At 62.5% G+C, this 19714-nt stretch carries 19 protein-coding genes; 10 read left to right on the top strand and 9 right to left on the bottom strand.

Going from position 1 to position 19714, the window contains the following annotated elements:
- Positions 1-11: 11 nt before the first annotated feature.
- The 5 genes from ettA (at position 12) to BQ8794_RS30940 (ending at position 4346) form a co-directional block, all read left to right on the top strand.
- A complete protein-coding gene (ettA, locus tag BQ8794_RS30920) occupies positions 12-1661 on the top strand; it encodes an energy-dependent translational throttle protein EttA (RefSeq protein WP_077383084.1) in 1650 nt (549 codons plus the stop codon).
- 57 nt (positions 1662-1718) lie between these two features.
- Positions 1719-1967 carry a DUF6290 family protein gene (locus BQ8794_RS30925; protein ID WP_077383087.1) on the top strand — a complete coding sequence of 83 codons (249 nt, stop codon included), beginning with the start codon at positions 1719-1721 and terminating at the stop codon, positions 1965-1967.
- On the top strand, positions 1964-2230 hold the full coding sequence (locus tag BQ8794_RS30930) for a type II toxin-antitoxin system RelE family toxin (protein WP_077383090.1): 267 nt from the start codon (positions 1964-1966) through the stop codon (positions 2228-2230). The genes BQ8794_RS30925 and BQ8794_RS30930 overlap by 4 nt, the downstream gene beginning before the upstream one ends.
- Positions 2227-3021, top strand: coding sequence for a trans-aconitate 2-methyltransferase (gene tam, locus BQ8794_RS30935; RefSeq protein ID WP_077383092.1), 795 nt, complete (start codon positions 2227-2229; stop codon positions 3019-3021). The genes BQ8794_RS30930 and tam overlap by 4 nt, the downstream gene beginning before the upstream one ends.
- A gap of 203 nt (positions 3022-3224) precedes the next feature.
- Positions 3225-4346, top strand: a complete 1122-nt coding sequence (locus tag BQ8794_RS30940; RefSeq protein WP_077383095.1) for a beta-ketoacyl-ACP synthase III — start codon at positions 3225-3227, stop codon at positions 4344-4346.
- Positions 4347-4398: 52 nt separating this feature from the next.
- Here BQ8794_RS30940 and BQ8794_RS30945 read toward each other — a convergent pair whose 3' ends face one another.
- The 3 genes from BQ8794_RS30945 to tsaA all read right to left on the bottom strand — a co-directional run bounded on the left by BQ8794_RS30945 (position 4399) and on the right by tsaA (position 6311).
- Positions 4399-5358, bottom strand: coding sequence for an aminotransferase class IV (locus BQ8794_RS30945; protein WP_077383525.1), 960 nt, complete (start codon positions 5356-5358; stop codon positions 4399-4401).
- A gap of 108 nt (positions 5359-5466) precedes the next feature.
- Positions 5467-5778, bottom strand: a complete 312-nt coding sequence (locus tag BQ8794_RS30950) for a DUF2293 domain-containing protein (RefSeq protein ID WP_077383099.1) — start codon at positions 5776-5778, stop codon at positions 5467-5469.
- Positions 5775-6311, bottom strand: a complete 537-nt coding sequence (gene tsaA, locus BQ8794_RS30955) for a tRNA (N6-threonylcarbamoyladenosine(37)-N6)-methyltransferase TrmO (protein WP_167378906.1) — start codon at positions 6309-6311, stop codon at positions 5775-5777. The genes BQ8794_RS30950 and tsaA overlap by 4 nt, the downstream gene beginning before the upstream one ends.
- A gap of 143 nt (positions 6312-6454) precedes the next feature.
- Between tsaA and BQ8794_RS30960 the strand changes: the two genes are divergently transcribed.
- Positions 6455-7477 carry an ArsR/SmtB family transcription factor gene (locus tag BQ8794_RS30960; protein WP_077383105.1) on the top strand — a complete coding sequence of 341 codons (1023 nt, stop codon included), beginning with the start codon at positions 6455-6457 and terminating at the stop codon, positions 7475-7477.
- On the top strand, positions 7477-8394 hold the full coding sequence (metF, locus tag BQ8794_RS30965) for a methylenetetrahydrofolate reductase [NAD(P)H] (RefSeq protein WP_077383108.1): 918 nt from the start codon (positions 7477-7479) through the stop codon (positions 8392-8394). Before BQ8794_RS30960 ends, metF begins: the two co-directional genes overlap by 1 nt.
- Before the next feature lie 546 nt (positions 8395-8940).
- On the opposite strand, the gene BQ8794_RS30975 is transcribed toward metF, so the two are convergent.
- Positions 8941-9858, bottom strand: coding sequence for a DMT family transporter (locus BQ8794_RS30975; protein WP_077383114.1), 918 nt, complete (start codon positions 9856-9858; stop codon positions 8941-8943).
- 217 nt (positions 9859-10075) lie between these two features.
- Here BQ8794_RS30975 and BQ8794_RS30980 point away from each other — a divergent pair, with 217 nt between their 5' ends.
- Together BQ8794_RS30980 and BQ8794_RS30985 are read left to right on the top strand one after the other, a co-directional pair.
- Entirely contained in the window at positions 10076-11296 is a 1221-nt protein-coding gene (locus BQ8794_RS30980) for an alanine racemase (protein WP_077383117.1), read from the top strand.
- Between the two features lie 152 nt (positions 11297-11448).
- A complete protein-coding gene (locus BQ8794_RS30985; protein ID WP_077383120.1) occupies positions 11449-12993 on the top strand; it encodes an acyl-CoA synthetase in 1545 nt (514 codons plus the stop codon).
- A 192-nt stretch (positions 12994-13185) separates the two neighbouring features.
- On the opposite strand, the gene BQ8794_RS30990 is transcribed toward BQ8794_RS30985, so the two are convergent.
- The gene (locus BQ8794_RS30990) at positions 13186-13917 is read right to left on the bottom strand and encodes an SDR family oxidoreductase (RefSeq protein WP_077383123.1); all 732 of its coding nucleotides are present in this window, start codon (positions 13915-13917) and stop codon (positions 13186-13188) included.
- A gap of 128 nt (positions 13918-14045) precedes the next feature.
- Here BQ8794_RS30990 and BQ8794_RS30995 point away from each other — a divergent pair, with 128 nt between their 5' ends.
- Complete coding sequence (locus BQ8794_RS30995; protein WP_077383126.1) at positions 14046-14939, top strand: LysR family transcriptional regulator; 894 nt, start codon at positions 14046-14048, stop codon at positions 14937-14939.
- Positions 14940-15032: 93 nt separating this feature from the next.
- Here BQ8794_RS30995 and BQ8794_RS31000 read toward each other — a convergent pair whose 3' ends face one another.
- The 4 genes from BQ8794_RS31000 to BQ8794_RS31015 form a co-directional block, all read right to left on the bottom strand.
- Positions 15033-16952, bottom strand: coding sequence for a RiPP maturation radical SAM C-methyltransferase (locus tag BQ8794_RS31000; protein WP_077383129.1), 1920 nt, complete (start codon positions 16950-16952; stop codon positions 15033-15035).
- 6 nt (positions 16953-16958) lie between these two features.
- Positions 16959-17426: a hypothetical protein gene (locus tag BQ8794_RS31005; RefSeq protein ID WP_077383132.1), complete on the bottom strand. Its 468-nt coding sequence runs from the start codon at positions 17424-17426 to the stop codon at positions 16959-16961.
- Positions 17427-17600: 174 nt separating this feature from the next.
- Positions 17601-18779: a lytic murein transglycosylase gene (locus tag BQ8794_RS31010; RefSeq protein ID WP_077383527.1), complete on the bottom strand. Its 1179-nt coding sequence runs from the start codon at positions 18777-18779 to the stop codon at positions 17601-17603.
- 80 nt (positions 18780-18859) lie between these two features.
- Positions 18860-19651: a glycoside hydrolase family 25 protein gene (locus tag BQ8794_RS31015; RefSeq protein ID WP_077383135.1), complete on the bottom strand. Its 792-nt coding sequence runs from the start codon at positions 19649-19651 to the stop codon at positions 18860-18862.
- Positions 19652-19714 lie beyond the last annotated feature (63 nt).

Below are 19714 nucleotides of genomic sequence, written 5' to 3' on the forward strand. Positions count from 1 at the left end.
GGAAAGCTCGCGTGGCACGCCAGTTCATCTATCACATGGCCGGCCTCAACAAGGCCTATGGCACCAAGAAGGTGCTCGAGAATATCCACCTCTCCTTCTACCCGGACGCCAAGATCGGCATCCTCGGGCCGAACGGCGCCGGCAAGTCGACCATCCTCAAGATCATGGCCGGCATCGACAAGGAGTGGAGCGGCGAGGCGTGGTTGGCCGAAGGCGCCACCGTCGGCTACCTGGCGCAGGAGCCGGCGCTCGATGCGAGCAAGACCGTGTTCGAGAACGTCATGGAAGGCGTCGCCGCCAAGACCGCGATCATCGAACGCTACAACGAATTGATGATGAACTATTCCGACGAGACGGCCGACGAGTCGGCCAAGCTCCAGGACGAGATGGACCGGCTCAACCTGTGGGATCTCGAACAGCAGGTCGAGATGGCGATGGAAGCGCTGGGCTGCCCGCCCAAGGAAGCCGACGTCGCCAAGCTGTCGGGCGGCGAGCGCCGCCGCGTGGCACTGTGCCAACTGCTGCTGCGCCAGCCCGACCTTCTGCTGCTCGACGAGCCGACCAACCATCTCGACGCCGAGACGACGGCGTGGCTGGAAAAGCATCTGCGCGCCTATCCCGGCGCGGTGATGATCATCACCCACGATCGCTACTTCCTCGACAATGTCACCGGCTGGATCCTCGAGCTCGACCGCGGCCGCGGCATTCCCTATGAGGGCAACTACACCAAATATCTCGAAGCCAAGGCCAAGCGGCTCAAGCAGGAGGGCCGCGAGGACGACGCGCGCCAGCGGGCGATCGGCCGCGAGCGCGAGTGGATCCAGTCCAGCCCCAAGGCACGGCAGACCAAGTCGAAAGCGCGCATCCAGGCGTTCCAGGATCTGCTGGATGCGGCCGACAAGCGGCGTCCGAGCGACACCCAGATCGTCATTCCGCATGGCGAGCGGCTCGGCAATGTGGTGATCGAGGTCGACGGCCTGTCGAAGGGCTTCGGCGACACGCTGCTGATCGACGATCTCGAATTCAAGCTGCCGCCCGGCGGCATCGTCGGCGTCATCGGCCCGAACGGCGCCGGCAAGACGACGCTGTTTCGCATGATCACCGGTCAGGAAAAGCCGGATGCCGGCGCGATCCGCGTCGGCGAGACGGTCAAGCTCGGCTACGTCGACCAGAGCCGCGATGCACTCGACCCGACCAAGACCGTCTGGGAAGAAATCTCGGGCGGCGCCGAGGTGGTCAAGCTCGGCAAGTTCGAGGCCAACACCCGCGCCTATTGCGCCTCGTTCAATTTCCGCGGCGGCGATCAGCAGCAGAAGGTCGGCAATCTTTCCGGCGGCCAGCGCAACCGCGTGCATCTTGCCAAGATGCTGAAGACCGGCGGCAATGTGCTGCTGCTCGACGAACCGACCAACGATCTCGATACGGAAACGCTGGCGGCGCTCGAAGACGCGCTGGAAAACTTCGCCGGCTGCGCCGTCATCATCTCGCACGACCGCATGTTCCTCGACCGGCTGGCGACGCACATCCTGGCGTTCGAAGGCGACAGCCATGTCGAGTGGTTCGAGGGCAATTTCGAGGATTACGAGCAGGACAAGATCCGCCGGCTCGGCCCCGACGCCGTCAATCCGCACCGCATGACGTACAAGCGGCTGACGCGGTAAGGTTCGATCCATTGCAGGCGATCGTCGTTTGACCTAAATTGATCGAATGGAGTTGCCATGATCACGGTCAAATTGCCGCAAAAAGCCGAGAAGCTGCTGGCCGATATGGCCAGGGCCAGCGGCCGTACTGTCGATCAGGTTGCAGTTGAAGCGATCCTCGAGACAATCGAGGATTGGCAGGATGCCAGGATTGCCGAGGAACGCCTGAAGGATGACGACGGGGCGCGCATTCCGCTGGAGGAAGTGATCCGGAAGCTTGAGCTTCGCGAAGCAGCGGAACGGCGCAAGAAACCTGCCGCTGAATGACTTGGCGTGTCGAGTTCACGCGGCAAGCCGAAAAGGATATCGAACGGCTTTCAACGAAAGATCAGCGGCGCATCCTCGAGTTCCTGCATCAAAGAGTTTCGGAGCACCCCAATCCAAAGGCACTTGCCAAGCGCCTGACCGCGACCAAGCAAGAGGCTTGGCGTTTTCGCGTCGGCGACTACAGAATCATTGCCCAATTCGAGGATAGCCGGTTTGTCGTGCTCGTTGTGGAGGTCGGCAACCGTCGCGAGGTCTATCGATGAACAGCACTGCCGCAAAAGCAAAACCCGACTGGTCCGCCGCCCAATATCTCAAATTCGAGGACGAGCGCACGCGTGCGGCGCGCGATCTCGTCGCGCAGCTGCCGGTGGCGGCGCCGCGCCGGGTGGTCGATATCGGCTGCGGGCCGGGCAATTCGACGCAATTGCTGGTCGAGCGCTGGCCGAGCGCGCAGGTCAGCGGCTTCGACACCTCGCCTGACATGATCGAGAAAGCGAGGGCGCGTCTGCCTGAAGTAACCTTCGAACTGGCCGATGCGGCGGCGTGGCAGCCCGAACAGCCGGTCGACGTGATCTTTGCCAATGCAGTGTTCCAGTGGCTGCCCGAGCATCCGGCGATCTTCCAGCGGCTGATGGGATTTCTGGCGCCCGGCGGCGCGCTTGCCGTGCAGATGCCGGACAATATGGGCGAGCCGTCGCACCGGCTGATGCGCGAGACGGCGGCCGAAATGCCGTTTGCCGAAAAGCTTAGGGGTGCTGCGGGCGGGCCGCTGCCGCCGGTGTCGTTCTACTACGATCTTTTGTCGCCGTTCTCGGACCGGCTCGACATCTGGCACACCGCCTACAATCATCCGCTGGCCGATGCCGGGGCAATCGTCGAGTGGCTGAAGTCGACGGGGCTGAAGCCGTTCCTCGATCCGCTCGACGCGGACGAGCGACGGTTTTTTCTCACGCGCTACACCGCTGGGATAACCGAATCCTATCCGAAGACGGCGAACGGCAAGGTGCTGCTGCGTTTCCCGCGCCTTTTCATCGTCGCACGGCGCGCTGCCTAGAAACGATTGGCCACACCGAGACGCACTGCTGCGCTTGATTCGGTTTCGCCACAATGCGCATTTCAGCCACGCAAGGTTGTGGTCTTTTGCCTCAGGCCCTTGATTTAAGCCGGCTTAAACTAGCTTGATGCGAATAATGTTGCGCCGAACTCTCGCGGCGCCCACATCAAGCCGCAGCGCCTGCGCATGGGGACGAACTGAAAATGCATCGCGTCATCATCAGCGGCATCGGCGTTGAAATCCCCGAACCTTCGATCACCAATGAGGAATTGGTCGACAGCTTCAATGCCTGGGTCGAGATGGAGAATGTCCGCCGCCAGGCTTCGGGTGAGACGCTGCTGCAGAAATCGGACAGCGCCTTCATCGTCCATGCTTCGGGCGTGCAGACGCGCCATGTGATCGAGCGGGAAGGCATTCTCGACCCGACCCGCATGGCGCCGCGCATTCCGGCGCGGCCGGACGATGCGCTGTCGCTGGAAGCCGAGTTCGGCATCGCATCGGCCAGGAAAGCGCTCGACCATGCCGGCCTGGAACCACCTGATATCGACCTGGTAATCTGCTCGGCCTCACATCACCAGCGGCCCTATCCGGCGATCGCCATCGAGATGCAGCAGGCGATGGGCACGAAGGGCGCCGGTTTCGACATGGGCCTTGGCTGCTCGTCGGCGGCGGCGGCATTGCATATCGCGGTCAATCTGGTGCGGGCGGGCGCACACAGGCGCGTGCTGGTGACGACGCCCGAGATCATCACCGGCCATCTCAACTTCCGCGACCGGCAGACGCATTTCATCTTCGGCGATGCTTCGGTCTCGATGGTCGTCGAGGGGCTTGCCCAGGGCGACAAGCGGCCGGGACGTTTCGAGGTGCTCGACACCCGGACCTGGACGCAGATGTCCAACAACATCCGCACCAATCTCGGCTATTACACGCGCACCGCCCAGGACGATCCGTATATGATCAACCTGGAAGGCAACCTGATCAAGCAGGTCGGCAACAAGGTGTTCAAGGAAGTCACCGTCGCCGGGCACAAGTTCATCGTCGAGTTCCTGGCCGAGCACGGGCTGACGCCGCAAGCGATCCGGCGCTTCTGGCTGCATCAGGCCAATGCCCGGATGAACGCCATGATCCTGAAGCTGTCGTTCGGCCACGAGGTCGGCCATGACCGCGCGCCGATGGTGCTGGAGCGCCTCGGCAACACCGCCGGCGCCGGTGCGGTCGTCGCCTTGTCGGAAAACCACGCCGACATGAACGCCGGCGACTATGGCCTGCTCTGCGCCTTCGGCGCCGGCTACTCGATCGGCGGGGCGCTGTTGCGCATGCTCTGATCGGTGCGTGTGCCCGAGCAGTGGATTTACCGGGCCTGAGGCCAGGGAATGGTCAGGGATAGCGCACCGGGCTCGACCAGGCCGGGTCTTCGTGCTTTCGCCAATAGATCGCCATGAGGCGACTGGTAATCGCGCCGACCTTGCCGTCCGCGACCGGAATACCGTCGATCATCGTTACCGGCATGATGCCGCCGGCGGTCGAGGTGATGAAGACCTCATCGGACTGACGCAGCGCAGCGACGCTGACATCGGCCGCTGCAACGGCAAGCCCTGCCTCCGCGCCGAGATCGAAGACGGTGCGGCGGGTGATGCCTGGCAGCACGCCGACAGCCGGCGTCGACAGTTTGCCGTCATCCACGCAAAAGACGTTGAAGCCGGGGCCTTCCGCGACATTGCCGTTGAAATCGAGGAGCAGTGCGGTCTCGGCGCCGCGGTCATAGGCGTCGTAGAGGCCTCGCACCAGGTCGAGCCAGTGGTAGTTCTTGATTGTCGGGTCGATCGAGGCTGGTGGGATGCGCACCTTGTCGCTGATCGCCACATGCAGGCCGCGCTGCAATTGCTCGGCATCGGCAACCGAGCCGAAGGGAACGGCGAACGCCATGAAGCGGTTGACCGCGTCGCGCGGGTCGCGGCTGAAGGTCGGCGAGGCGCCGCGCGTGCACAGCATCTCGACATAAGCGGCGCGATGACCCGACAGCGCCACGCAGTTGTGGAGGATCTCGGCGACGCCATCGCGGTCGAACGGGATCGTCATGCGCAGCTTTTCCAGCCCGCCGAAGAAGCGATCGAGATGCAGGTCGAGGCGGAAGAAGCGACCGCCCCAGACATGCACCGTGTCGTAGGTGGCGTCGGAATGCAGGAAGCCCCAATCCAGCACCGAGATCTTGGCTTGCGACATCGGCAGATACTGCCCGTGCAGGAAGGCAACACCATCCGGGTAGGAGTGCGGGTCTATGTGACGGGCGGAGAGCGAGGGCAGTGGTTTGGCGTGCGGATCGATCAAGTTGCTCATCACGTCCTCCGTCAGGTCGTTTTTCGCCAATCAGATAGCGGGATAGAGCGGCACGGCGGGTGGTACAAGACACAGGCCGGGGTTGTGGATGAGCCATCGGGTATCTGGTTATTCCTCGCCGTCATCCTCGAGCAGACGTGTGGCGCGCCAGCGGGTCAGCACCATGTTGGTCTGTTCCATGACGAAGAAACGCGCCGAGTCGCGGTCGTAGCCTTCGGCCAGCAGTTTCTCGTAGTCGGTGTGCACATGACGGATGTGGGCTATTGTCGCCAGCCATACGGCAATGCTCGGCGGCAAGCTCTTCATATGCACCGCGCCGGCGTCGGCGCGGATCTTTTCCATGTCGGCATAGGGCGCCAGCGGCAAAAGCGCTGTCAGCGCCTTGGCGATGGCGCGGCGGCGGCCGGTCGGCGCGCTCATCGCACGACCTGTCCTGGCACGACCTGTCCGGGCTCGTCCCGCCCGGCAAAGGTCGCGTCGGCAAAGGCATCGGTCGAAGCGAAATAAGGCTTGATGTCGATCACCGGCGTGCCGTCGAGCAGGTCGATGGCATCGAGATCGATACGGCCCGTGTCGATGTCGAGGGCGACGAGCCTGGCGATATGCAACCCGACCGGGTTCGGCCGGGCCGGGGAGCGCAGCGAAAAAACGCCCTTCGGTTCAGCCGCATGGCGGGGTTTCTGAACAATCAGGGTCCGCGGTGCGTGGTGCAGCCAGGACAGGATGATGACGTGGCTGGCGCGTTCAAGCCCGAGCAGGCCCTCGCGATAGGGCAGGTCGATCGTGAGAACCGCCGGCTGTCCGGTTTCCCGCGCGGCTTTCATGTTCTTGGGGCAAGTTTCCCGCGTGGTCCAGGGCGAGGCGATGCGGCCGATGAAGACGACATGGCCGTCCGGCGGCATATCGGCGGGATCAGTTTCCAGAAGCTTTTCGCCGCTGCGCGTTTCGAACATGGTTTTCGCCCCGATCCTGCTTCCGGCTGTGCGCGATCCGCCACGCATGCGTCATTTTCTTGTCCGGAAGCGACATAGCGCTTGCAAGCCCATCAAAATCGACATAAACATATGTTTATATCTTTTTCAAAGAGAATGCTCGCATGCACGTCGCGCTCGACACCATGGTAGATACATTGAAGGCGGCGGCCGAATCCAGCCGGTTGCGCATCCTGGCGTTGCTGTCGCGCGGCGATCTCACCGTTTCCGATCTCACCGAAATCCTCGGCCAGTCGCAGCCGCGCGTCTCGCGCCACCTGAAGCTTTTGCTGGAGGCGGGGCTGATCGGCCGCTATCAGGAGGGCTCATGGGCCTTCTTCCGGCTGTCGGATACGGATGCGGCGCGGGACTTCGTGCTCAGGCTGGTCTCCGGTATCCGGGGCGCCGATCCGCAGGTCGAGCGTGACCTCGAGCGGTTGGCGGCGGTCAAGCGCAAGCGGCAGGATCGCGCCGCCGAATATTTCTCGGTAAATGCCGCAAGCTGGGATCACATCCGCTCGCTGCATGTGCCTGACCGCGCCGTGGAGGCAGCGCTGCTCAAGCTCGTCGGCAAGCGGCCGTTCCAGTCGATGCTCGACCTTGGCACCGGCACCGGGCGGCTGCTCGAGATCTTTTCGCCGCTCTACCGGCGCGGCATCGGCATCGACATGTCGCGCGAGATGCTGACGGTGGCGCGCGCCAACCTCGACAAGGCCGGCATTTCCAATGCGCAGGTGCGCCAGGGCGACATTTTTGCGCCGCCGGTCGAGCGCGACGCCTTCGATCTCGTCACCATCCACCAGGTGCTGCACTATCTCGACGATCCTGCCCGCGCCATCCGCGAGGCAGCAAGGCTGCTACGTCCGGCAGGCCGGCTGGTGATCGTCGATTTCGCTCCGCATTCGCTGGAGTTCCTGCGCGACGCCCACGCGCATGTGCGGCTCGGCTTTTCCGACCGGCAGATCACCGAGTGGTTTTCCGAGGCCGGGCTCGACCTCGAGGAGAGCCAGGAATTCGAGCCGCGCGCCGGCAACGAGCCCAAGCTCACCGTAAAATTGTGGCTCGGCCGTGACCAGCGCATGCTGATCGCCGATCCTTCCAACCACGCACAACCGGCCAATGTCTATCCGATAGGGGAAACCGCCTGATGAACCAGTTCCGCTTTTCCCGCCGCCCTGACATTGGCGACAAGATCAGGGTTTCGTTCGAGTTCTTCCCGCCGAAGAGCGACGAGATGGAAGCAAGGCTGTGGGACACCGTTACCCGGCTGCAGCCGCTCAAGCCGAAATTCGTCTCCGTCACCTATGGCGCCGGCGGCTCGACCCGCGAGCGCACGGCGCGCACGGTCAAGCGCATCCTCAACGAAACGGCGCTGACACCGGCGGCGCACATGACGTGCGTCGATGCGGCGCGTCACGAGGTCGATGAAGTCATTCAGGAATTCGCCGACATGGGTGTCACCCGCTTCGTCGCCCTGCGCGGCGATCCGGCCGAGGGCGTCGGCGCCGCCTACCGTCCGCATCCGGACGGCTATGCCAATGGCGCCGAACTGGTGGGGGCGCTGAAAGGTGTCGGCGATTTCGACATCTCGGTCTCCGCCTATCCGGAAAAGCATCCGGAGAGCCCGGACTTCGCCACCGATATCGATATGCTGAAGCGCAAGGTCGACAATGGCGCGACGCGGGCGATCACCCAGTTCTTCTTCGACAATGACCTCTACGAGCGCTATGTCGAGCGGGCGCGGCGGGCCGGCATCTACATACCGATCGTCCCGGGCATATTGCCGGTCCACAATTTTACCCAGGTCGCCAACTTCTCGGCGCGTTGCGGCGCGCTGGTGCCGGCATGGATGGCCGAGCGCTTCGACGGGCTGCAGACCGACCCGCAGACGCATGCGCTGGTGGCGTCCGCGGTGGCGGCCGAGCAGGTGCTGGACCTTGTCGAGCGCGGCGTCGGCGATTTTCATTTCTACACCATGAACCGCGCCGATCTGGTCTTCGCCGTCTGCCACATGATCGGCATCCGCTCGCATGAGGCCGAAGCCGCGGGGTCCGCCGCGGCGTAAGTCCCTGGCAAATCTGGGATGCAAAAAGGCCGGGTAAAAACCCGGCCTTTTCAATGACTTGGACTATTTTGTGCTGATCTTCCGTTGCTTGGCGGGTCTATGGAAGAAAGCCCATAATCAGCGCCCCGATGAATGCAAATGCAGCACAAATCATCAATGCGTTAATTGGCCTCGTGAGTCCCATGTCATAGCCTCCTCTTAAAGAGCTATGGCCAGAGTCTAGGGGCATTTCTGCCACAGGCAAGCGGAAACTATGCTGCAATGCGACGACATTGTGGAATTTACGACAGGCCATTTGCCGTTAGGCATTGAAATTCTTCGTCAAAATCCCGCTTCGGCCCTGTGCACAAAATGTGACGAAGCTGGGGCGAGGATAGAGATGGCCGCGCTACCGTCGCCGAAAGTCGGAATCGATTTCGGGTCGATGCGAAGATTCGACCAGTTGGAGCGTCGTGCGCGCCGATCGGATGCGAAGCTCTCAAGCGTGTCGCGCCTGGGAAGCGACGCGCCTGGGGTTCTGATGCATGTCGTTATCCGCGACAGGCATTAGCGTCGGCCGAACAGGCGGCCGTCGATGGTGACGAGGCCGAGCGCGATCAGCGCCATGCCGCCGAGTTCGAACAATTCGAGCCGTTCGCCCAGGAACAGAAAGCCGAGCAGGATCGCGCTGGCCGGCACGATGAGCGTGACCAGCGAGGCGTTGGTGGCGCCGGCCGAGGCGACGAGGTTGAAATAGAGGATGTAGGCGAAGGCGGTGGACAAAAGGGCCAGCGCAAACACTGCCGCCCAGACCGGCGGCGAGGCCGAAAACAGGTTGGCAGTGCCGTGGCCAAGCAGCACGATCGGGATCATGATGATGGTCGAGGCGGTCAATTGTCCAGTGGCGATGACCGGTGACGGCACACCCTTGAAGCGCCGGGCGATCATCAGGGCCACCGCATAGGACAGCGAGGCGCCGACCAGCGCGAATTTCGCCCAGACCGGCCCGCCCAGCCCGGCAAGCAGGCCCGGACCGATCATCACCGCAGTGCCGACGATGCCGAGCGCGATCCCGGCAAGCTTGTTCCAGGAGAGTTTTTCGTCTGATGTCAACGCGTTGGCGAGGATCAACGTCCAGAACGGCGTCGTCGAATTGAGCACCGAGGCGACACCGGCGCCAAGCTCGGTCTGGCCGGCAAAGATCAGCGAGAACGGAATGACGTTGTTGACGAGCGCCAGCAGAAAGAACAGGCCGGCTTGCGGCAAGGCGAGGCGGAAGGACGGACCGCGCAGGCCGAGATAGAGATGCAGCGCCAGCGCCGCGATGGCGACGCGAAACAGCACCAGCACCAGCGGCGGAACCTCGGCAACCGCAATGCGGGCGAAGAAGAACGAGCCACCCCAAATCGCACCGAGCAGCAGAAGCTGCGCCCAGTCTTTCAAGACCATGGGGCCGCGCATTGCCGTCGTCGTTGTGACCGCCATGGATAATCCTCCCGGATGGCTCTGAATGCCAAGCCAATCAGGCGTCTGTTCAGGCCATATCCTGTTCGACGGCAAGGGCCACCCGAAACCAGATCAGTGGGCTAGCATTCCATCATCTGCCGTAGCGCCGCAGCGTCAGGGGTGCGAGACACAGAATTGTTTTCATTCCCGCATAGGTTGGATTAATTGTGCGCAGTCTAAGCCAAGGGATTCGTCCATGCAGCAATTCGAAAATGCGCGCGAAGCGGCGCTGGCGCTTCGCCCGGACGATCCAATCTATTGCTTTCGCCCACAGGTGCTGAAGGCGGACGCCAGGCAGTTCATGGGCATGTTTCCCGGCAAGACCGCCTATGCGGTCAAGACCAACGGCGAGCAGATCGTGCTGAAGGCGCTGGTCGAGGCCGGCGTCGGCGCTTTCGACGTGGCCTCGCCCGGCGAATTCGCCGCCGTGCGCGCGGTCTCGCCGGACGCCGAGATGCTCTACATGCATCCGGTCAAGGCACAGTCGGACATCAAGCTGGCGCTGGAGAAATATGGCATCCGGGTCATCTCGCTCGACCACGAGGACGAGATCACCAAGCTGACCCGCGTGGTGCGGGCGCTCGATATCGATCCGGGTGCGATCACCGTGTTCGTGCGCATCCAGACGAAAGGATCGGCCGCCTACGAACTGTCGAAGAAATTTGGCGCCGGACCGGCCAATGCGGTCGATCTGGCCGAACGGCTGAACCGGACCGGCTACAAGGTCGGCTTGTGCTTTCATGTCGGCAGCCAGATCGAGGATCCCGACACCTATGAGCGGGCGCTGGCCTCGGCCGACTGGGTGCGCAACCGCGTCAGCTTCGACATTGCCGGCCTCGACGTAGGTGGCGGTTTTCCCGCCGAATACGGCCATGATCCCAACCGCAAGCAGATCGAAATGCCGTCGCTCGGCCAGATCATGTCGCGGCTGTCGGGCGACCTCAAGGAATACCAGTTCGACCAGATGCCGCTGGTGGCGGAGCCGGGCAGGGTGATCGTGGCGCGCTGCCTGTCGCTGATCGTGCGCGTGCTGCTGCGCAAGGGCAAGCGGCTCTACATCAATGACGGCATCTGGGCGTCGCTGTCGGATTCATGGACCGGCAAGATCACGCTGCCGGCGCGCTTCATTCCAGACCCGGCGATCCGCTCGCGCAATGGCGAGGAGAAGACCATCGTGCCGTTCAAGGTGTGCGGCGCGACCTGCGATTCCGTCGACATCCTGTCGCGGCCGTTCTGGCTGCCGGAAACGGTCGATACCGGCGACTGGATCGAGATCGGCCATATCGGCGCCTATTCGCTGTCGCTGAGGACACGGTTCAACGGCTTTTATCCCGACACGTTCGTCGAGGTGACGACGCCGTTCGATGAAGGCGATGCGCCACAAGGGTTTGCCAGCCTGGAGACGATGGCGGATTGAGGTGTCGTTAGGTCGTGAACTGCACGGCCGGCCGCGTACGGAGGTCTGCTTTCGATTTGAAGATGCTTCTTCTTCACGACTGCCTCCATGTCGCGGAAGTGCTAAATGCAGACACGTTGTCGAACCCAAGCCCATGTGCAACATAGACCAGAATGTCCACATGCCACTATGACTGGATCGCCCATCATGCCGCCCGTCGGCCGGAGGCGGTCGCGGCGGTAAATCTGGAAGACGGCCGCCGCCTCACCTACCGCGTGTTTGATCGGCGCATCGCGACCCTGGCGCGGCACCTGCAGGAGGCCTGCGCCGTCTCGCCCGGCGTGCGCGTAGCGCTGCTGGCGCACAATTCGACAGACACGTTCGAGCTACAATTCGCCTGCTTCCGTCTCGGCGCCATTTTTGTCCCGCTCAACTGGCGGCTGGCGCTTCCCGAACTGGATGCCATTGTCGCCGATTGCACGCCCGCTGTGCTCATTTACGACCCCGAGCTTGCCGGTGTCGCCGATGAGCTGACGCGCCGCCACGGGATCGTGCATCGCCTGCTGCGCGGTCCAGAGAGCCCCTACGAGCGCGCCATCGCCGCGGCGAAGCCGCTCGCAGCGCCGCACCGGCTGATGCATGACGACGTCTGCACGATACTCTATACCTCCGGTACGACAGGCGTGGCCAAGGGCTCCATCGCGACCCACGGCATGAACTTCTGGAACGCAGTGAACTGCATTGGCGTGGCCGTGCTGTCGCCGCAGACCGTGCTGCTCTGCGTCCTGCCGTTATTTCATGCGGCTGGCCTCAACATCTACGCAAATCCCACCTTCTATGCCGGCGGCACTGTCGCGGTGACACGGCGCTTCGAGGCCGGCGAGGCGCTGCGCCAGCTGGCCGATCCCATGCTTGGCGTGACGCATCTGCACGGCGTGCCGGCGCATTACCAGGCCATGGCGGCGCACGCGGATTTCGCCACGGCTGACCTCTCCCACGTCGTGGGTGCCTTCGTCGGCGCGGCACCCGTTCCCGTCCCGCTCCTCGAAACCTGGCGGCGCAAAGGTGTAGTACTCAGACAGAACTACGGCATGACCGAGACAGGTCCGCTGATCCTCAACCTCGAGGCGGCAGATGCTGCGCGCAAGGTGGACTCGGCCGGAAAGCCCGTCATGCATGTCGAAGTGCGCGTGATGGCCGATGCGGCGCGTGATGCCGCCCCGGGCGAGGTCGGCGAGCTCTGGGTCCGTGGTCCCGCCGTCACGCCGGGCTATTGGAACCAGCCGGAAGCGACGCGCGCCGCCTTCGCCGAAGGCGGCTGGTTGCGCACCGGCGATGCCGTGCGGGTCGACGAGGAGGGTTTTGTCACGATCGTCGATCGCTGGAAGGACATGTACGTCTCTGGTGGCGAGAACGTCTATCCGGCCGAAGTCGAAAATGTTCTCTACAGCCATCCTGAGGTGGCCGAGGCGGCAGTGATAGGTGTGCCCGATTCGCGCTGGGGCGAGGTGGGCTGCGCCATCGTTGTGAGAAAGAATGGTGCGGCGGTCACAGAGGCCGAGTTGCTGGCACACTGCGCCACCGCCTTGGCGCGCTACAAGGTTCCGCGCACGGCGATGTTCGTGGAAGCTCTGCCCCGCAGCGCGGTCGGCAAAGTGCATAAGCCTACGCTGCGGCACCAGTTCCGAAGTGCTGTCTCCGGGGATTCGCAAACATAGCGCGATCATTCTCCCGGTCGAAATCGGGCGGACGTCCGCTCTGGGGTCATTCTCGTTGCTTCGGGGCTTTGCGACGAGTTTGAGTGCGGCGACATAGTTCTCGGGTTGCCGTAACCAGAGATCGATCTCGATCTCGGCTTTTGCCGTCGCACTGAACGACGTTTGTGGGTTTGGGGCATAGGCTGCGGTCGGTCAGGCCACGCCGCCGCCGGCCTGGATGTTCTCACCAGTCACCCAGCGGGCCTCGTCGGAGGCGAGGAAAACCGCGACATCGGCGACGTCGCGCGGCGCTCCGATCCTGCCGAAGGGCGACATGCCGGCGGCCACGGCCCGGTCCCGCTCCGGCAGCAGATCGGTGTCGGTAAAGCCCGGCGAAAGCGCATTCACGGTGACGGAGCGCGGTCCGAGCTCGCGCGAGAGGACGCGGACGAACTGCTCGACGGCTCCTTTGCTGCCGAGATAGAGGGCGGTCTGGGTGAAGAACATCTTGGTTCCACCGGTGGAAACCGCGATGATACGGCCACCGTCGCGCACCCGGCGCACCGCTTCCTGAAGCGTGAAGAAGGTGCCTTTGGCATTGGCGCCGAAGACGTGGTCGAAGTCGGCTTCGGTGGCCTCGACCAGCGGTTTTATGACTGCGACGCCGACATTGGCGACAACGATGTCAAGTGCCCCCATCTGCTTTTCGGTTTCGTCGAACAGCCGGCGGATGTCGGAAACACTGGAGATATCGGCCCGAATGGCGACCGCCTCTCCGCCATTCTCGCGGATGGCGGCAACGGCTTCCTGAGCGGCGTTCTCGTTGCCGACATAGTTGACGACCACGGCCGCCCCGTGTGTCGCGAGCCCCTCGGCGCCGGCGCGTCCGATGCCGCGCGAACTGCCGGTCACGAGCGCGATTTTGCCTTCAAGCGAATGATACATAGCTGTCCCTTTCTCGTCTGGCTACGGCCGTTCCAAATCAGCCGGCGGTTCCATGTTGAAGTTAGGGGCATGCTATTGCTCAGATAATAGCCTATGATCGAACAGGCTTGTTAAGTCTGGGGTACATAATGCGAGGGACCGAGTTTTCCGAGCTGAAGGCGTTCGCGACGATCGTCGAGGAAGGCAGCTTTGTCCGCGCCGCGGCCAGGCTCAGGATTTCGCCGCCGGCGCTCAGCCAGACGATACGCGGGCTGGAGGAGCGTGTCGGTGTCCGGCTGCTCAACCGCACGACCCGCAGCGTGTCGCCGACCGCTGCAGGCGAAACGCTGTTTGCTCGCCTCGCTCCGGCATTCAGCGAACTCGAAGGGGCTGTCGCCGACGCGCATGCATCACGCGATCGACCGGCAGGTTCGCTGCGCATCAACGTTCCACGCATCGCCGCCATGCGGTTCATCGTGCCCATGCTCGGCGATTTCCGCCGCGCCTATCCCGATATTGCCCTCACCATTATCGTCGACGACATGCTGACCGATATTGTCGAGGGACGATTCGATGCCGGAATCAGGCTTGGTGAGCGGCTGCATAAGGACATGGTGGCGGTGAAACTCAGCGACGAGCTGGAGATGGCTGCGGTGGCGGCGCCCAGCTATCTCGAGGATCACCCCATGCCCCGTCATCCCGCCGACCTGCACCATCACCAATGCATCAGTTTCCAGTGGCCCGGTGGCGGCAACATCTATCGATGGGAGTTCGCGCGAGGCCAACGCGCTTTGGAAATAGCCGTGAACGGCGGTCTGACTGTCAACGACACGGAACTGATGATCAGGGCGGCCCTGGATGGGATCGGCGTGGCTTACATGCTGGATTGCCAGGTTCGGCCGTGGATCGAAACCGGCAAGCTCATCCGTTTTCTCGAAGCCTGGTCGCCCAGATTTCCGGGCTTTTACCTCTATCATACAAGCTCCCGGCAGGTTCCGCCGGCCTTGCGTGTCTTCATCGACTTCCTGCTTGCCAGGCGATGACGCTATTCGATGAAGGACACACCGCAGGGGTTTGCCGGCTTGGAGACGATGGCGGATTAGCCGCTAGCGAACCGTAGTGGCGAGGTGGCCGTATCAGCACCAGATCGATGGCCAGCCTTCGTGCCAGCGCGCCGCCAGGTTGGCGCGGCTTTCCTGCTTCGGCAGCGCGACGTTGAGGATCAAATTCTCGTCACGCCAGAACAAGCGGTAAGGCTCCATCTCCTCGACCAGGTCGGCGATGTCGCGTTCGCTGCAGCCAAGCTCCTGCGCGACATTGCCGACCGATCTTGGCTGCGACGCGAATGCCAGGAACACGGCGCGCTGCCAGCCGTCGAGCGCGACGACGGTCTCGTCCGCGGAAAAGCGGGTATCCGACACATAGATAGTCCCGTCGCGTTCCTCATAGTCGAGCCAAACGTGGCGCTCGCGAAATTGCCGCTTCCAATGGTTCACCTGCCGCACCAGCAGTGAGTGCGCCTGCGCCAACTCTTCGGGTGGGTGCACGTATGAACGGAAATAATAGGCATAGTCGTTGAGGTTTATCCCGTTCTCCGTCTTGTACTCGCCAGAGAAGAGGATTTTGTAGCAGTCGTGATGGACGATCTCTCCTTCATATCCAAATCGCTTCGGATTCGAATGCAGGGGCGCAAACCGTGTTACAAATGCTTCCGACCGGCTGACGGGCGGGATCAGATGATAGATCCTCGGGATCATCTTGAGGACGTTGGCATAGTCCTCCACAGTCTCGCCCGGGATATTGAACAGCAGATTGTAGTGGATGATTACCCGGCGCAGGCAGCCGTTCTTGATCGTCGTGACATTGGCGGCAGAGGTAACGCCCTTGTCCATCAGCCGCAGAATGCGGCTTGAGAAGGATTCGATGCCCGGCTGCAGTTCGACGAAGCCGGCGCGCGCCATTGCCTCCATGCGCTCGGGTGTCTGGTTGGCCTTGATCTCGCTCGACAGTTCAAACCGTGGCGTATGCTCGGCAAGCTCAGGCAAGGCAGCAACCAGCTCGCGCGACATGATATAGTCGGAAAAGCGATACTTCATCGCGCCATATCTGGCGTGCATGCGGCCGAGCATATCGACCACCGCGGCGCGCGATTTCATGCGGTATTTCAGAGCCTTTTCATCGATGCCGCAGAACACGCAATGGTGCTTCTGGCCCCACCAGCAGCCACGCGAGGCCTCGACCGGCAGAAGCTTGGTCCTGACTTCGACCTCGGCTTCGGCCCTCAGTTCGGTGATGTCGGCGAACCAATCATCATATACGGGGTCCGGACTTTCCTCGATGATGCCAATATCCGCCGGCAGACTGACGCGGTAGCCATTCGCGCAAGACCATGTGACCCCGGCAATCTTCGGCCGTTCATCGCCGGGCGTCACCGAGGCGCGCGCCAAGGCCGCCACCACCGGTTCTCCGTCGCCACGCACGACCGCGTCGATCCACGGAAAGGCACGCAACACGACATCGCCTGGCGGACCTTCGAGCGCATAACCACCGAGCACCACCAGAACTTCCGGCCGCGCGGTCTTGATTAACCGCGCCAGTGCGATGGAGGCGACCGTCTGATCGAACATGCAGGTCAGTCCCACCATTGTCGGATTGATGGCGAGGATCTTCTGCAGCGCATGGTTGAGAAAATCAGGCACGATCTTCTCGCGAATGCGTAGCACGGCTTCAGCCACCTCCAGTGGCTCGCGGTAACGCGAGTGCCGCTGGCTCAACCCTTCCGAGAGCCTTAGCAACTCATCGTACTGATCGTTGCTGAGGGTTTCCTGCAATACGCCTGTGAACAAGAATTCGTTCAGGCCCCACTCTTCCGAGAAGAAGCGGTAGGTTTCCGCCGTCATCGTGCGGAGCATGTCGAGGTAAAGATGAAAAACGCGGCTTTCTATGCCGTCGCGTGCCAACTGCCCCTTGAGGATCGACAAGCCAAGGCTTGGCTCGGACACATCAGCCCAAGGCAGGGCGGCGAGTGCGACGCGCGGGCTGCGAGCAACGAACATCGCCCGCTACATCTTCAATTCGACGGCCTGCGAATGATCTATGATAATTTCACGGATGTCTCCGGGCTTGGCCGCGCAAGCAATGACGATCACCACCGCCACGACAATCGTCACGTCATTGCCCATCTCGGCAGGCATCGTGATGCTGGCTGCGCCGACGACGACATCGAGTGCTTTCCTGGAGACCTTGACGCCCAGCTCCTTGGCCACCTCCTCACCGCGATCGCGCAACTGCCAGATGTAACGGCCATCGGCCACGACCTTGTTGTAGAAATCGAGAGCCTCCATCGCCAGCTTTCGATCGACTTCCATCGACCTGAATTCCTTTCGGCGCGAGACGATATTGATGAATGCCTCAAGTTCGCTTGCGGACCGGACGAAATGATGCCGATCCCCCCAGCGCCTAACCAACTCCTCGCGTGCGAAGAGCGGCTGTTTGTAGCTTATCGACGGCAAGGCAAGCTTGGTAGCCATGGTTCACCCCCGCATGTTTGAAGGTTGCCACAGTATAGTTTCGCGTATTTCAGAGCGACGGGCGGATTAATATTTCTTTAGTGAAGGTAAATGATCTCTTACCAGCAACTTGACGTTGCAGCCGCAACTCGGTGTAGGTGCTCAAGCATTGATTCCACAACGCTCCTCACCGGTTTACAGCTTCGCCAAAAGCTCCGGTGTCGGCCAGCCGTCGACCGGCAGGCTTAGCCGCATCTGCTCCTTGCGGATCGCCTCGCGGGTGTTGGTGCCCAGGATGCCGTCGACTGTTCCCACGTCATAGCCTCTGGCCTCGAGCTTTGTCTGCAATGCCCTCATCTGATCTCCGTTGAGGCCGGGTTCGGGATTGCGCGGATCGAATTGCGGCGCACCCGCCAGCCGTGCGGCGAGATTTGCCGCGGTCAGCGCATAGGTGAAGGACTGGTTCCATTCGAGGTAGACGTCGAAATTGTCGTAGACCAGGAAGGCCGGCCCCTTGCGTCCCATAGGCAGCGCGAGGCCTGCCTTCAGGCCGTTGTCGACAAGCGGCATGCCGTTCGGGTTGGTGACACCCCACTGAGCCCATTGCGTCAGCGGCAGCTTGTTGGTGCGGCCGGTCTGGTCCCAGGGCAAGTCGTCGGGCACGCGGACTTCCTCGATCCAGGGCTGGTCGCGTTTCCAGCCGCGCGATATGATCTTGTTGGCCGTGGTCATAATCACATCAGGTGCGCTGCCGCGCAGGTCGATCACTTCGTCGCCGTCGCCGTCGACGCCTCGGCCGAGATAGTCGGAAGGCAGCATCTGCGTCTGGCCGATTTCGCCCGCCCAGGCGCCGGTGACGTCGGCCGGGACCACGCCGCGATCGATCAGCGTCAACAATGGCACGATCTGGGGCCGGAAGAGCTGCGGGCGACGACAGTCGTGAGAGAGGGTGACCAACGCGTTCAGCGTTTGGAAATCGCCCTGCACGGCGCCGAAATCGGTTTCCAGCGCCCAGAAGGCGGCAATGACCGGGGCCTGAACGCCGAATTCGCGATCGGCGCGGGCAAACACGTCGGCATATTTCTTTAAGATGACCGCGCCCTGCTTCAGCCGATAGGCCGATATCATGCGGTTCGAAAACTCGATGAAGGTCTGGGTAAAGACGCCTTGGCCGCGATCGCGCGCCAGCACCTTTCCATCGAGAGCGGCGGTTTCCAGCGCCTCAAGTCCGGCAGTGCCGACGCCGGCGTTCTTCGCCTCGGCCGTAACGCCCTGCTTCCATGCCTCGAAATCGCCGCCGCATTGCTGTGCCACCGCCGGCGCGGCAGTGGCGGCCAGAAACAGCGCCGCGAGAATTTCCAAGCGCAATCGCATCGCCATCCTCCCGAGAAGATTACCGGCGGTTGCAGGCGTCCTTCATTGGCTGTGTCGAAAAGCAGGCTGCGGGCCCGCTGTCAACGGGTGTTCTGCCGCAGCCATTTGTTCCAGGTGGCTTCCGTGCCGTTGAACACGTTGATATCGGCCTTCCCTGGGATGCCCGGCACAATACCGGTTCCGGTGTACTGCCAGAAGGTGAACGGGTGGCTGCCGTATCTCTTGCGCGGGTGGCCGGCCACCGAACGCAGCCAGTAGGGATAGCCGCGGAAGGCCGACAGGCCGTTGTCGTCGAAGAAATCGATCGAGGTGTAGATGATCGGCTTCTTGCCATAGTGCTTTTCGACGATTTCGAGGAAAGTGCTCATCTCGCTGCGCACCGTGGCCGCATTGGGGCGCAGCTTGCAGGTCGGCGATTGCGGGTTCCATTCCATGTCGAGAACCGGCGGCATTGCCGACCGGTCTCTGGGCACGTTCTGGATGAACCAGCGCGCCTGCGTCGCGGCCGGCGTGCAAAAATAGTAGAAATGATAGGCGGCGCGCGGGATTCCGGCGGCTTTCGTGCGGCTCCAATGCTCGTTGAAATATGAATCGAAGCGATCGCCGCCTTCCGTCGCCTTGATGAAAACGAAGGAAATGCCGCTGGCCCTGGTCGCCGGCCAATCGACCGAGGTCTGGTATTTGGAGACGTCGGTGCCATGAACGGCATAGTTCCACGGCGCGCCGCTGTCCCACTCATGCGGGTCGGAGTCGTCAAAACGGGGTGCACGCACCGCAACGGTCGGGGCGCTCGATGAGGGAGGCGCAAGATCGTCGACGGTCGAGCAGGCGCCCAGCAGCGTCAGCAAGATGAAAGCCGCGAAACGGCGCATCGCTACTCCTGAACCGGTTTCAGCCGGCCGCTGATGGGTTGTTGCTGCAGGTGGTCCCTCGAC

The organism is Mesorhizobium prunaredense, from assembly GCF_900156895.1.
GTDB classification, from domain to species: domain Bacteria; phylum Pseudomonadota; class Alphaproteobacteria; order Rhizobiales; family Rhizobiaceae; genus Mesorhizobium; species Mesorhizobium prunaredense.

Coding starts and splice junctions, on each gene's coding strand:
- BQ8794_RS30945 (WP_077383525.1), bottom strand. CDS start 5,358: ATGAGCAACTTGATCGATCCGCACGCCAAACCACTGCCCTCGCTCTCC.
- BQ8794_RS31010 (WP_077383527.1), bottom strand. CDS start 18,779: ATGCGATTGCGCTTGGAAATTCTCGCGGCGCTGTTTCTGGCCGCCACT.
- BQ8794_RS30975 (WP_077383114.1), bottom strand. CDS start 9,858: ATGGCGGTCACAACGACGACGGCAATGCGCGGCCCCATGGTCTTGAAA.
- BQ8794_RS30980 (WP_077383117.1), top strand. CDS start 10,076: ATGCAGCAATTCGAAAATGCGCGCGAAGCGGCGCTGGCGCTTCGCCCG.
- metF (WP_077383108.1), top strand. CDS start 7,477: ATGAACCAGTTCCGCTTTTCCCGCCGCCCTGACATTGGCGACAAGATC.
- BQ8794_RS30995 (WP_077383126.1), top strand. CDS start 14,046: ATGCGAGGGACCGAGTTTTCCGAGCTGAAGGCGTTCGCGACGATCGTC.
- BQ8794_RS31015 (WP_077383135.1), bottom strand. CDS start 19,651: ATGCGCCGTTTCGCGGCTTTCATCTTGCTGACGCTGCTGGGCGCCTGC.
- BQ8794_RS31000 (WP_077383129.1), bottom strand. CDS start 16,952: ATGTTCGTTGCTCGCAGCCCGCGCGTCGCACTCGCCGCCCTGCCTTGG.
- BQ8794_RS30925 (WP_077383087.1), top strand. CDS start 1,719: ATGATCACGGTCAAATTGCCGCAAAAAGCCGAGAAGCTGCTGGCCGAT.
- BQ8794_RS30960 (WP_077383105.1), top strand. CDS start 6,455: ATGCACGTCGCGCTCGACACCATGGTAGATACATTGAAGGCGGCGGCC.
- BQ8794_RS31005 (WP_077383132.1), bottom strand. CDS start 17,426: ATGGCTACCAAGCTTGCCTTGCCGTCGATAAGCTACAAACAGCCGCTC.
- BQ8794_RS30990 (WP_077383123.1), bottom strand. CDS start 13,917: ATGTATCATTCGCTTGAAGGCAAAATCGCGCTCGTGACCGGCAGTTCG.
- BQ8794_RS30940 (WP_077383095.1), top strand. CDS start 3,225: ATGCATCGCGTCATCATCAGCGGCATCGGCGTTGAAATCCCCGAACCT.
- tsaA (WP_167378906.1), bottom strand. CDS start 6,311: ATGTTCGAAACGCGCAGCGGCGAAAAGCTTCTGGAAACTGATCCCGCC.
- BQ8794_RS30985 (WP_077383120.1), top strand. CDS start 11,449: ATGTCCACATGCCACTATGACTGGATCGCCCATCATGCCGCCCGTCGG.
- BQ8794_RS30950 (WP_077383099.1), bottom strand. CDS start 5,778: ATGAGCGCGCCGACCGGCCGCCGCCGCGCCATCGCCAAGGCGCTGACA.
- tam (WP_077383092.1), top strand. CDS start 2,227: ATGAACAGCACTGCCGCAAAAGCAAAACCCGACTGGTCCGCCGCCCAA.
- BQ8794_RS30930 (WP_077383090.1), top strand. CDS start 1,964: ATGACTTGGCGTGTCGAGTTCACGCGGCAAGCCGAAAAGGATATCGAA.